General features: G+C 60.4%; 11 protein-coding genes. 6 read left to right on the top strand and 5 right to left on the bottom strand.

Annotated elements, in window-relative coordinates; genetic code table 11:
• Nucleotides 1-164: 164 nt before the first annotated feature.
• Complete coding sequence (locus tag VWZ85_RS00980) at nucleotides 165-791, bottom strand: helix-turn-helix domain-containing protein (RefSeq protein ID WP_340547565.1); 627 nt, start codon at nucleotides 789-791, stop codon at nucleotides 165-167.
• 209 nt (nucleotides 792-1000) lie between these two features.
• On the opposite strand from VWZ85_RS00980, the gene VWZ85_RS00975 reads away from it, so the two are divergent.
• The 4 genes from VWZ85_RS00975 to VWZ85_RS00960 all read left to right on the top strand — a co-directional run bounded on the left by VWZ85_RS00975 (nucleotide 1001) and on the right by VWZ85_RS00960 (nucleotide 3950).
• On the top strand, nucleotides 1001-2026 hold the full coding sequence (locus VWZ85_RS00975) for a trans-3-hydroxy-L-proline dehydratase (RefSeq protein ID WP_416539664.1): 1026 nt from the start codon (nucleotides 1001-1003) through the stop codon (nucleotides 2024-2026).
• A 93-nt stretch (nucleotides 2027-2119) separates the two neighbouring features.
• Nucleotides 2120-2788 carry a GntR family transcriptional regulator gene (locus VWZ85_RS00970; RefSeq protein WP_340547563.1) on the top strand — a complete coding sequence of 223 codons (669 nt, stop codon included), beginning with the start codon at nucleotides 2120-2122 and terminating at the stop codon, nucleotides 2786-2788.
• 141 nt (nucleotides 2789-2929) lie between these two features.
• Complete coding sequence (locus VWZ85_RS00965; protein WP_416586505.1) at nucleotides 2930-3370, top strand: hypothetical protein; 441 nt, start codon at nucleotides 2930-2932, stop codon at nucleotides 3368-3370.
• Nucleotides 3371-3476: 106 nt separating this feature from the next.
• Entirely contained in the window at nucleotides 3477-3950 is a 474-nt protein-coding gene (locus tag VWZ85_RS00960) for a Dps family protein (RefSeq protein ID WP_340547561.1), read from the top strand.
• Nucleotides 3951-4004: 54 nt separating this feature from the next.
• Here the strand turns inward: VWZ85_RS00960 and VWZ85_RS00955 are convergent, their stop codons facing one another.
• The 3 genes from VWZ85_RS00955 to VWZ85_RS00945 all read right to left on the bottom strand — a co-directional run bounded on the left by VWZ85_RS00955 (nucleotide 4005) and on the right by VWZ85_RS00945 (nucleotide 7199).
• Nucleotides 4005-4250, bottom strand: coding sequence for a DUF1289 domain-containing protein (locus tag VWZ85_RS00955; RefSeq protein ID WP_340547560.1), 246 nt, complete (start codon nucleotides 4248-4250; stop codon nucleotides 4005-4007).
• A 172-nt stretch (nucleotides 4251-4422) separates the two neighbouring features.
• Nucleotides 4423-5592, bottom strand: coding sequence for a mandelate racemase/muconate lactonizing enzyme family protein (locus VWZ85_RS00950; RefSeq protein ID WP_340547559.1), 1170 nt, complete (start codon nucleotides 5590-5592; stop codon nucleotides 4423-4425).
• Nucleotides 5589-7199: a GMC family oxidoreductase gene (locus VWZ85_RS00945; RefSeq protein ID WP_416586503.1), complete on the bottom strand. Its 1611-nt coding sequence runs from the start codon at nucleotides 7197-7199 to the stop codon at nucleotides 5589-5591. The genes VWZ85_RS00950 and VWZ85_RS00945 overlap by 4 nt, the downstream gene beginning before the upstream one ends.
• Nucleotides 7200-7338: 139 nt before the next feature.
• On the opposite strand from VWZ85_RS00945, the gene VWZ85_RS00940 reads away from it, so the two are divergent.
• Nucleotides 7339-8244 carry a LysR substrate-binding domain-containing protein gene (locus tag VWZ85_RS00940; protein WP_416541802.1) on the top strand — a complete coding sequence of 302 codons (906 nt, stop codon included), beginning with the start codon at nucleotides 7339-7341 and terminating at the stop codon, nucleotides 8242-8244.
• A gap of 123 nt (nucleotides 8245-8367) precedes the next feature.
• Nucleotides 8368-9666 (top strand): MFS transporter, encoded by a 1299-nt coding sequence (locus VWZ85_RS00935; protein WP_416586501.1) that lies wholly within the window; start codon nucleotides 8368-8370, stop codon nucleotides 9664-9666.
• Nucleotides 9667-9874: 208 nt separating this feature from the next.
• On the opposite strand, the gene VWZ85_RS00930 is transcribed toward VWZ85_RS00935, so the two are convergent.
• The gene (locus tag VWZ85_RS00930; protein ID WP_416541800.1) at nucleotides 9875-12580 is read right to left on the bottom strand and encodes a methyl-accepting chemotaxis protein; all 2706 of its coding nucleotides are present in this window, start codon (nucleotides 12578-12580) and stop codon (nucleotides 9875-9877) included.
• Between the last annotated feature and the right edge of the window lie 31 nt (nucleotides 12581-12611).

Genomic DNA, 12611 nt, shown 5'->3' with positions numbered 1-12611 from the left:
ATGTGGAGAAGCATAGCGTGGGTTTTAAAATTACTAAAATTATTTTTAGCAAAAGTTCTGATTGCGGTAGAAATCTCCGGTAGCTCAACTGCAGATGGACGCCGAACTTGCCGCATCAGCCCCAAGGCCGGAGGGTAGAGATATGCGCATCTGCGCCTGATCCTTCAGCGGGCAGAGCTCTTCATCGGCATGGTGCTCACCCAAAGTTCAACCGCCTCTTCGTCGCTCAGAACGATCGAATAATGCGGCTTCGAGCAGTCATGGTGAACCGTATCCCCCGGCGACATGATATGCACCGAATCCCCCAGATGATATTCAAGCTGCCCCGAGATCAGGTAGCAGAACACCTCGCCCTCGTGGCACATCTTCTCCGAGACATGACCAGGTGGGCGGTGAATGATCGACGGGTAGCAGAGCGCGCCGGAAAACCCCGGCCCCAGCTTCTCATACAATCTTCCGTTGGTTCCCAGAGCGTAGGTCTGCCGGTTATCTTTATGAATATACTCTCTAAACTCTTCCTCAACACTCAACAGCTGCTCGACGCTGGTTTGCAGGGCGGCAGCGATGGACAACAGCGAGGACAGCGAGGGCGTGCTGATGCCCCGCTCAACCTGAGAAATGAATCCGGGCGTCAGTTCAGTGTCCTCGGCAACCTGCACCATTGTCATCCCCATCGCCTTGCGGCGGCGGCGGATCGCGTGTCCAAGCTGCTCGGAATTGTCCTTCTTGCGCGTTTTCTTGCTGGCGCCTGCCTTTATGGTCTCTGTCTTGCGCGTCTCTGAGGCGTCCATATCCGTATCCTGAAATTCCGGCAGCCCGACACCGCGCTGACCAAAGTGACCCATCCAACCAGCCGAACCTGTTTGGTCATGATCTGTGATGTGGGCTTCAGGAAAACATATACTAAAATTTATTGTAGTGCTACATCAGAAACAGGCGATCGATTGGCTTGACCGCCTTTCAGCCCGCCCCAAGCCCGCCGGAACCGTAGGAGACCGAGATGCGCAGCACTAGGACCGTACATGTCATTTCCGCCCATGCCGAGGGCGAAGTGGGTGATGTCATCGTCGGCGGCGTGGCACCGCCGCCGGGCGCCACACTCTGGGATCAGCGCACATTCATCGCGCAGGACCAGACCCTGCGCAACTTTGTCCTCAATGAACCCCGCGGCGGCGTGTTCCGGCACGTCAATTTGCTGGTGCCCCCCAAACATCCCGACGCCGACATGGGGTTTATCATTATGGAACCGGAATACACGCCGCCGATGTCCGGATCGAATTCGATCTGCGTTGCGACCGTGCTGCTGGATGGGGGCATTCTGCCCATGCAGGAACCGGAAACGCATCTGACGCTGGAAGCGCCAGGGGGGCTGGTCAAGGTGCGCGCCGAATGCAGAAATGGCAAAGCTGAGAGGATATTTGTCCGCAATGTTCCCAGTTTTGCAGGGGCAATTGGCGTTGCCTTGGATGTCCCGGGGATCGGTACGCTCTATGTGGATACGGCCTATGGCGGCGATAGTTTTGTGGTCGTACAGGCCGCCGATCTGGATCTGACCATCTGCGACGCAGAGGCCAAGGCCCTGGCACAGATCGGAACCTGCATTCTGGATGCGGCAAATGAGCAGCTGGGTTTCAGCCATCCAGACAATCCCGACTGGTCGCATATTTCCTTCTGTGCATTTTGCGGCCCGCTGGAGCGCACCGACATCGGGTGGCGCAGTCGCTCTGCCGTGGCCATCCAGCCCGGCAAGGTGGATCGTTCACCCACCGGAACCGCAGTATCGGCCCGGATGGCCCTGATGCTGGCCAAAGGGGAAATGACCGCAGATGAGGAGTTTGAGGCAGTGTCGATCATTGGCTCCAGTTTCAAGGGCCGGATCACCGACCAGACAACCGTCGGAGGCCAGCTCGCCATCATTCCGGAAATCAGTGGTCGTGGCTGGATCACGGGAATACATCAGCACATGCTGGACCCCGATGACCCCTGGCCCGGTGGCTACAGGCTGAGCGACACCTGGGGGGCGTGATGCCCTGCCCCTTGATCCGCGCGGCCCGGCAGGGCACACCCGAACAACAACCGCCAGATTGGCACCTGCGTAACCCCGACCCATGAGGCTCCCATGGCAGCCAAGCGCGCCATCTCCCGCAGCACCCTCCCCGACGTGATCGCCGCCGATTTGCGCGAGCGTATCCTGAGTGGTGAACTTGCCGAAGGTGAACCGATCCGCCAGGAGGCACTGGCAGAGGAGTACGATGTCTCGCGGATGCCCGTGCGCGAAGCTCTGAAACGGCTCGATGCCGAGGGGCTGGTGCTTTTTGCGAATAACCGCGGGGCAACAGTCACCAAACATTCGCTGCGCGAAATCGCGGAGATTTTTGATCTGCGCATCCTGGTCGAGGTCGATCTGTTCCGTCGCTCGATCCCTGCGATGACCAGCACTGACTTCGCAAGATGCAGCCAGATCCTGGATGAAATGGACGCCTCCTATGATGCTGATGACGTGGCAACCTGGGGCGCATTGAACCACCGCTACCACTCTGCGCTCTATGCTGCTGCCGAACGTAAGCTGACCAATGAGATGCTACAGGGGCTCAGCCTTCATTCCGACCGGTTTGTGCGCATGCATCTCAGCGTGATGAAACAGCGCGAACCCGCCAAGGCCGAGCATCGCGACCTCCTCGCACTGGCGCAGGCCCGCAATGTGGAGGCCGCCTGCGACGCCCTGACCCGACATATTTCCCGCACCAAGGAAGAGCTGCTGGCGCTGGTTGCGGAGAACCGCAGCTAATACCGCACGCCGCAGGGCATACAGCGCGAATTTTACTGGCGCGCCTGTTCATCTCTTGTGAGCGCCCATAAAACCAATATATTTAGTCAGGAATTAGCCGGGGTGCCCGAGTGCCCCTCTAGATAGACGGATTCATCACCCATGATGCCAGTGCAGACCTTGTCCCTGCCGCAGGTGACGGCCCCTGACCGGTTGCGCAGTACCCCCCTGCTCGATGAGCAGGAATATAATGCACTCAATACGTTGCGTCTTGCGGCGATGGGCTGCCGCGCCGCTGCGCGGACCGATCTGTTCGAAGCCTGCGCGCTGCTCTGTGTCGATGGAGAGGATGCCAGACGCACCTATGTCGATACTCTTGTGAAATGCCTGCCAGAGGCAATGCCACGTCGAATCAAATGGTTTCGCCCCGGCACGGCAGAGGTCTCCTTCGACGAAGCTTGGGTGATGCGCTGCCTGTCCTGTGTATCAGCAAAGGATTATGACAGCCTCGGTTTCTTGCTGCGGTCGCAAATCGACCCGGCGCGGCGGCGCTACATCGGATTTCTTCTGGGCCGTATTTCCGAGCAATTTCCTAAGTTTTAGAATCGTTCTAAAAACTCTTGCCATATGCACCGGGATGGCTATGTTGTGTGTCACAGCAAGCCAGCTTCCTGCCAGCCAGCTATTTTATGGAACAATGGGGAACATGATGACACAGACCGCTGCTGCACTCTCGACCGATGCCAAAACCGCAATCGCCGATGCTCTGAACCAATCCGTGGCAGAAACCGCTGTCACCACGATGTTGGCCCAGAATTTCCACTGGAACGTCAAGGGCATGGCATTCGGCCCGCTGCATGATCTGTTCCAGAAGATCTACGAAGATCACTTTCTGGGGCAGGACGACCTTGCCGAGCGCGTACGTGCACTGGATGCCCATGCCGAGGGCACATTGGCCGGGATGCTGAAACGCTCCAAAGTTGCCGAACACGACGGCCATGCGACCGATCAGGAAATGATCCGGATCATGATGGAAGCGCAGGAAACCCTCGCCGCGACCCTTGCAGGCTGCGGTGCGCTAGCCGCCGACCATGGTGATACGCTGACCGAGGATCTGTGCATTGCGCGCGGCCAGACCCATGAAAAATTTGCCTGGTTCCTGCGCTCGCATCTGGCGGGCTGACACGACAACGGCCGTGGGTGAACAACCCAGACTGGCAAAGCCACATAATCGCGGTCAGAGGATCTCCTCTGCCGCGATTTTTCGTTTTGCCAGTTTCTTGCGGTAGGCAAGGTCCCAATGCGTGTATTTTCCCAGCTGGCCCTGCTGCGCGGTCAGCATCCTGACAAACGCGCGCCTGTGGCTGTCTTTCTTCAACGCTTTGAACAGCGACTTCTGGGCCTTGGTCATCGAACAGCCGATGCAATGTCCCTCACGCTTGAATTTGCAGACATCAATGCAGGGGCTGGGAGTCTTGGGCATATCGAACCTTATGCGTTACCGGGCATCTTTGCCCACAAATGGGGCGAGACGGGTCACTCTGCAACCACAAAGACGAGTGTTTTTGTCAATTTCTCGACACCCCCACTCGCGCGCCAGTTCGATAGCGCCCTGACGCCGAACCAACCGGCCGTCAGAAGCGCACAGGGCACATCTAAATCTCGCTACAGTTATATGTCGACTTTGACAGCCACTCCGGGTTGATCTCGATGCCCCAGCCGGGCTGATCAGTGACCGTCGCCTGACCGTTGTCGATGCGGAATGGATCAGTGACAAACAGATCCCGCTGCCAGGGATAATAGTCATCGCCCTCGATAGAGAATTCCAGATAGCGCCCGGGCAGATCGACGGCGCGGAGCAAATGCATCGTGAACAGGGTAACCAGAGACAGGTTCGCACAATGCGGCGTGCAGGGCAGCCCCGCCGCCGCACCCAGCTGCGCAACCTGCATACTCCGCGTCATCCCGCCCAGATACAGGATATCCGGCTGGATGATGTCAACCGCGCGCATCTCGATCATACGACGCCAGACCTGCAAATCCCAATCCTGCTCACCGCCCGCCACATCCAGATCCAGCGCGCGGGTCACCTCCGCCGTCTGCTCCAGCATCCAATAGGGGCAGGGTTCCTCGAAATGCTCATACCCATGGTCCTGCAGGTGCTGGCCTACCTCAATGGCGCGTTTCGGGGAAAACCCGGAATTTCCATCAACCAGCAGGGAGACCCGATCTCCCAATGCTGCCCGGATCGTCGGAATGATCGTCTCCGTCCGCCCCGGCCATTCATCCCGGTCTTCGCCGCATTCGGCGCCGACCCGCACCTTGAATGCGTCAAACCCGTGGCTGTCACGCAGGGCCTTGAGCCGATCCGCCTCGTCCTGTGGTGTGATATCGCGCCGCATCGAAGAGGCATAGGCCCGGATCGGACCCGGCGACCCGCCCAGCAACACCGCCACTGGTTTTTCGGCCACCCGGCCGCGCCAATCCCACACCGCCGTATCAAAGCCCGCCATCGCACGCCGCAGATAGGTGCCCGGATATTTATGCTCGCGCAGCGGGATCTCGGTGATCACCGCCTCAAGCGCATCCATACCCCGGCCCAAGGCCCAGGGCGCCACCTGCCGATGAAGGATCTCGCAGGTCAGATCGCTGTTATAGGTCGAAACCTGCCCCCAACCCTGCTGGCCATCCTCCGAGGTAACCCGGACAAACCCCACCAAGGGCGTGCAGAATGTCTCGATCCGGCAAATGCGCGGCCCGATGTCCTGTTGTCCGCGATCATCCTGCAGCGGCACCGCACCCGAGGCTGAATAGGGCGTATTCATCCGGCCTCCAAAATAAGATCAGCCGCCCGATGGGCCAGCATCATAGTCGGAGCATTGGTATTGCCCGAGGTGATATTGGGAAAGACCGAGGCATCCACGACCCGCAGCCCGTCAAACCCGTGCAGCTTCAGCTTGGGGCAGACAACGGCGGTGCTTGCATCCGCCCCCATACGGCAGGTCCCGACCGGATGAAACACCGTGCCACAGCGTTCGCGGAAATCCGACAGGATGTCGGCATCTGCCATCTGCCGCAGATCAGGCCCCATTGGAGCCTCGATCAGCCGGGTCAATGCCGATGTGCCTGCCAACCTCTGGCAGAGCAGCCCCCCTGCGATAACCTGCGCGCGGTCTTCCTCAGTCGCGAGAGAGCCGGGCTGAATCAGCGGAGGGGCAGTTGGGTCGGCGCTGCGAATGTCGATCCGGCCCCTGCTGGTCGGACGGGCGGGTTGAAAGCCGATAATGAACCCGGCAAATGGATCCGGCTGGATCACCTCACGCTTGCCGTCAGGCGTAGTGGTATAGGTCACCGGATTGAAATAGAGCTGCTGGTCAGGGCGGCCCAGATGCGGCGCGCTGCGGAAAAACCCGCCGCATTGGTTCACCGACAGCGCCAGCGGGCCCCTGCGGCGTATCGCATACTGCAGGGCGGCGTGGAGCTTTCCGGTCAAGGGCGACAACACATTGTTAAGGGTCGGCTCTGTGGCGCGAAAATAATAGTTGATCCCCAGATGGTCCTGCAAATTGCCACCAACATGGGCCTGCTCCTGAACCACCTCGATCCCGTGCCTGCTCAGCAGATCCGCAGGACCGATCCCCGATTGCTGCAGCAGACAGGGCGAGGCAACAGCCCCGGCGGACAGGATGATCTCACGTCCGGCCGATATCGTCATCAATCTGCCGCGCCGCCGCAGCTGTACCGAAACGGCACGACGACCGTCAAAAATGATCCGTTCCACAAGCGCACCGGTCATCAAGGTCACATTCATCCGCTTTAGCGCGGGTGCCAGAAATGCCCGCGCCGAATGCATCCGGCGACCAGCGCTTGTGTTGATCCGATAGACCGCCGCGCCTTCGCCACCGGGATCGTTGATATTGCCGGTACTCGGCAGGTCCAGTTCAGCCGCCGCGGCAAAGAAATGCCGGTTCGCCGGGTGTATCTGGTCCGATACATCCTGCACATGCAGCGCACCGCTTCCCTGCCGCCGCCCATCGGGCGCCACTTGGGTTTCCATCGCCTTGTAGGACTGATGCACGGTCTCCCAGTTCCAGCCCGTCGCGCCCGCGGCCTCCCAATCGTCAAAATCCTGCGGCACCCCGCGGGCATAGACCAGAGCATTGATTGCGCCCGAACCACCAACCCCCTTGCCACGCGGCCAGTAGCCGCGCCGCCCCGCGAGCGTCGCCTCGGGTTCGCTTTCATATTTCCAGTTCACCGCAGGATCAAAAAACGTCTTGCCGTAGCCCAGAGGCAGCGCAATCCAGGGGGACCGCCCACGCCCGCCAGCCTCAAGGACAAGCACCTTATGGCGGCCGCAGCGGCTCAGCCGTTCCGCCAGCACACATCCCGCAGACCCTGCGCCAATAATAATGTAGTCAAATCGCGTCACTGCCTGACCGTCCGCAAAGTCTTTATCGTCAGATCGTGACAAAGCTGATCGCAAAGCGGAAACGAAAAATAGTTCGTCGCTACCTTAAAAAAATTCGCAGCATGGGTATTCTGCGCCTATGTACAGCGATCTTCCTCCGATGAATTGGCTCCGTGCCTTTGATGCCAGTGCGCGGCACGGCAGCTTCACCCTGGCGGCGGAGGAGCTGGGCCTCACACCTTCTGCGGTCAGCTATCAGGTTCGCGGGCTTGAGGCGCAGCTGGGCCACAAGCTGTTCCGCCGCGACCACAAGCTGCTCAGCCTCACACGGCTGGGACATGCCTATCTGCCCGTGGTGGCCAAGGCTTTTGCCGATATTGACGCGACCACCTGCAATCTCTTTGGCAAAGGGACCGAGCAGGAGGTGACCCTGCGCTGTCTCACGTCTCTGAACCTCCTGTGGCTGATGCCATTGCTGGGCGACTACAGAAAACAATATCCCGCCAGTCGGCTTCGGGTGTTGTCGTCATCATGGAGTGAGCTGTCGCAGGGCGAGTCGATAGATGTCGACATTCGCTATGGCGATGGCAGCTGGCGCGATGGCCCCGTCTTGCCGCTGCTCCAGAACACGGTCATTGCAGTGGCCACACCCAGCCTGCTAGGCACTTCCCCCTGCCCCGAATTGGACAGATTGCCACTGATCGAAATGACCGGCGTTGTCGACACCTGGCGCCATTTCTTTGCGCTGCACGCCCCCGGCGTTACAGTCCCCGAACCAGCCTACAAGGTCGACCAATCGCTGATTGCACTTGAACTGGCCAACCGTGGTCTGGGCGTTGCTCTGGTTGCTGATGTCTTTGCCCAGCCGTATCTTGAGCGCGGCACATTGCGCCGCGCCAGCGATATTGCCCTGTCGACCCAGCATGGCCATCATCTGGTGCTGCCCTCGGATCGAAACAGCCATCGGCCTGAGGTGAGCACGCTTGTCGACTGGTTGCAAACCCAGGCGCATCTAACTGCCGAACGTGTCGCCGCCGCGATTGCCACACCGCCTGCGGCGGGCTAGGGTCAGCGGGAAACAGACCACGCCGACAGGCCAGCCAAACCAGGCAATCCCGCGCCCTGATCACGAGAGATCTGGCGGCTGCGCTGCGCGGTAACTCCAGTCAACATATATGAATAGGTCGGAATGCTCACTGTTCTTGCAAATCGGACCTATCGTCACCTGCTGGCCGCTCAGGTCATTGCGCTGCTCGGCACCGGGCTGGCGACGGTCGCGCTTGGCCTGCTGGCATGGCAGATCGCAGGGGAGGACGCCGGCGTTGTTCTCGGCACGGCCCTCGCGATCAAGATGGTGGCCTATGTCGGCCTCGCTTCCATCGCGGCCGCCCTTGCCGATAGGCTGCCCCGGCGCACCATGCTGGTCTCGCTCGACCTGATCCGCGCCGGTGTGGCGCTCGCGCTGCCCTTTGTCACCGAGATCTGGCAGATCTATTGCCTCATTTTCCTGATGCAGGCCGCCTCTGCGGGCTTCACGCCGACGTTTCAGGCGACCATTCCCGATGTGCTGCCGGATGAGGCAGAATATACGCGCGCGCTCTCGCTGTCGCGGCTTGCCTATGATTTGGAAAGCCTGCTGTCGCCGGCACTTGCGGCTGCGCTGCTGACCGTGGTCAGTTTCCCGATGTTGTTTGCAGGCACGGTCATCGGTTTTCTGACCTCTGCCCTATTGGTGCTCTCCGTGCCGGTCCCATCATCCCAGCCTGGCAAGCCGCGCACGATCTGGGCCCGCACGACGCGTGGCATACGGCTCTATCTTGCGACGCCGCGACTGCGGGGCCTGCTGGCACTGAACCTTGTCGTTGCGGCGGCCTCCTCGATGGTCATCGTCAACACGGTTGTGTTGGTGAAAGGCAGCTTCGGCCTGCAGGAACCCGAGGTGGCCATTGCCCTTGCGGCCTTTGGCGGCGGGTCGATGCTGGCCGCGCTGCTGCTGCCACGGATGCTGGACCATATGCCGGACCGTCCGCCGATGCTGGCAGGCGGCGCCATCCTCACCTTCGGGCTCTTTCTCGGCCCATTGGCCAACAGCTTCCTGCTTCTAGTTGTTCTTTGGATGATACTTGGCTTTGGCTTCAGCCTGGCCCTGACGCCAACGGGGCGGTTGCTGCGACGCTCGGCAAATGCAGAAGATCGCCCGGCGCTCTTCGCCGCACAGTTTGCCCTCAGCCATGCTTGCTGGCTGGTGACCTATCCGCTGGCAGGGCAGATCGGCGCCCGCGCCGGTTTCAACACGACCTTTATGGTGCTCGGGCTGATTGCCGCCGTCGGTCTCTTGCTCGCTGCGAAGCTGTGGCACGGAAATGCCGATATGGTGGCGCATGATCACCCTGAACTGCCCGACGATCACCCGCATCTGGCCAAGCATGGCCATGGGCGACAGCACCGACATGCCGCGATTGGTGATGATCTCCATCCGCGCCGCTAGGCGATGAGTCTTATTGGCTTTGCGGATCCGATCTCTACGCCCTGTAGCGCGTGCTGCCAGAATACAGGCCGGATGCGACGGCGCTCTCTTCGCGATCCTGACACGGGTCTTTAGCGGCTCCGAGAAACGTCCCCCCAAAAAACCGCGACCGCAGCGGCGCAAAGGCGGCTGCGGTCACAGATGAATCGACACCTAAATCAGGATAGGCTTAGCCGGTGTTCTGCCAACCTTCCGGCTCATCAGCCCACATGTCCTGCTCCTCCCAGCCGTCACCGGACGTGTGTTGCTCAGCGGCATCGACCACCGCCTCCGGGGTCTCGGACCCGTCTCCTGCTACGGTGAAAATCGCCACCAGCTCCGCCAGCTTGGTCGCATCCCCGCGCAGCATATGGCTGGCGGCGGTGGATTGCTCCACCATCGCCGCATTCTGCTGGGTCACCTGATCCAGCTGCGACATGCCGATATTGATCTCATGCAGCCCGGTGGACTGAGCCGTCGCGCCATCGGCGATATCGGAGACCTGCTGCGAGATCTGCCCGACCTGTGCCACGATGCCGCTCAGCGCAGTGCCAGCCTTGCCGACGAGTTCGACGCCGTAGTCGACCTTCTTCGAGCTCTCGCTGATCAATGTCTTGATTTCCCGCGCCGCCTCGGATGTGCGCTGCGACAGGCCACGCACTTCGGAGGCAACAACCGCAAACCCACGACCCGCTTCGCCAGCGCGCGCCGCTTCGACACCGGCGTTCAAAGCCAGAAGATTGGTCTGGAACGCAATGTCATCAATCACGCTGATGATCTGCGCGATATGTTTGGAGCTCTCCTCGATTTCCGTCATCGCAGAGACCGCGCTGCTGACAACGCTGCCATTCTCGATCGCTTCGCTCTTTGCGGCCTGGGTGGTGGTCTCAACCGAACGCGCGCCCTCAGCTGCGGATTTCACACTGGCTGTCAGCTCATCCAGGGCAGCGGCAGTCTCCTCCAGCGTCGCCGCCTGGCTTTCGGTCCGCCGCGACAGATCATCGGAAGCCTGGCTGATCTCATCGGCGCCATTGCGAATGGAAGAGGCAACATCCACCATATCCATCACGGTTCTGCTCAAGGTCTCAACCGTCTGATTGAAATCCGCCTGCAACTGGGCGTAGCCCTCGGTCAGTTCTTCGTTGATCCGCGCCGAAAGGTCGCCCTGTGCAAGCCGGGCCAAACCCTGACCGATCGCCGTAACGGCAGCGGTCTGCTGCGCCTGATGGATCGCGCGCTCCTCCTCGGTAGCCTTGGACAGTTCCTCTTTCTCCACCAACCCGTCACGGAATACGGTCAATGCCTGTGCAATGCGGTAGATCTCGTCACTGGTGCGCTCAAATCCCTTGATCGGGCTCAGATCACCATCGGCGAGCCGCTCGGTGGTCCGGCTGATCGCGTTGAGCGGTCGCTGGACCAGGAAATGGGTCAGCAGCAGCGCCACCATCAGGAGCCCGCCCGCCACCATCAGCATCCGTTCGATATTGGCGCGAGCCTCGTCTACGGTCGCTGCAATGTCGGTGGCCATATAGGCAATTTCACCCCGGCTGCCCGAGCCAAGAAGCGAGGCACGGCTCGCGATCTGAAGCACCGCATTGGCGGTTGCATTGGCCGCTTTGGTCGCATCCGCATCCGCCGTGAGCGAGGCAATTCGGAAAACCGCCAGCCCCTGATCGGGTGCCGCCAGCGTGATGATCTCGTCGAGCTGCGCGGCCAGCCGTCCTTCGTCAAACGTCTTGTAGTCTGCAAGAGCGGCAGCGGCTCGCTCCATCGGTTCGGCAGCAGCGCGGGTCTGCACCAGACCCTGCGCGGTCACGACATCCAATGCTGCGACCTGGAAATTGCTGATCCAGGTATTGATCTCAAGCAATGTGTTGAGAAAACCGACCTCATTCGCAAGCAGACCCTGAATTGCCTTCTTGCTGTCGGTGCTGGCATCGTCAGCCGCCAATGTCACCTCAAACACCATGTCATCGACCGCAGTGGCCAGTTCTGTATCGCTGGACAGGCGCGCACTCAGCACCTCCTGACGCAGGGCACTGGACTGAGCACCCGCGCGCGAAACCGCCTTCTGCAGCACCGCAGCAGCATCACGGATGGCAAAGATCGGTACGACACCAGGCGCCTCGACCTCCAGCGTGTTGATCACCTCGTTCAGACGGCCATCCGATGCCTTGGCCAGATCGGTCAGGATCGACTGCATGGCACGGTCCTTGGTATCGCCGATGGCAAGGGCGATACCGGAAATCAGGTTGATTTCCGCACGCGCCTGCAACAGCGACTGCAGGGTGGCAAATTTCACCTCGACCAGATCGGTCAAAGTCGCATCGACTGCAGACATCGTCTGCTCACCGCCTTTGGTGAGGTTCGAATAGGCCTCCTTTGCCATCTCGGCGAGCGTGACCTGCATGGCGCTGCTCATTTCCTGCAGCTCGGCCGTCATCGCGATCACTGCCGCAGCATTCTTGAAAGCAATGGTACGGGCGTCAATGGAGGCATCCAGCGCCTCCTCGACCATAACCAGATCTGGTTTGAATTCATCACGGAGCACTTCGGGCAGCTGTTCCACCGCGCTATCAAGCGCGCGAACCGCCGTTGTCACATCGCTCTTGGCAAAGTCGAGCGCATTCAGCGTATCAGCCAGCATCACCGCAACCATCGCGTCCTTGGTTCGGGCCGCAGCTGCGGTCATCTGACCGCTCAGTTCCAGTTCAGGAAGCTTTTCCCCGGACAGGACATGCACATCTCCGGCCACCTGTTCAAACGCCCGCGTCACCGCATAGCCGATGGCACCCGAAGTACCGGCCATCGCCAGTAGGATAAGAAACATCTTGGCGCGAATACTGGACAACGGATTCCACCGCCGTGTCGCGCGTTTACGTGTCTGCTTCGTCATTATTCGCCCCATGAGTCCATTAAAACCACTC

Source organism: Phaeobacter sp. JH20_29 (assembly GCF_048056175.1).
Lineage (GTDB): Bacteria > Pseudomonadota > Alphaproteobacteria > Rhodobacterales > Rhodobacteraceae > Phaeobacter > Phaeobacter bryozoorum.
This window is presented reverse-complemented; position numbering and strand designations above follow the sequence as displayed.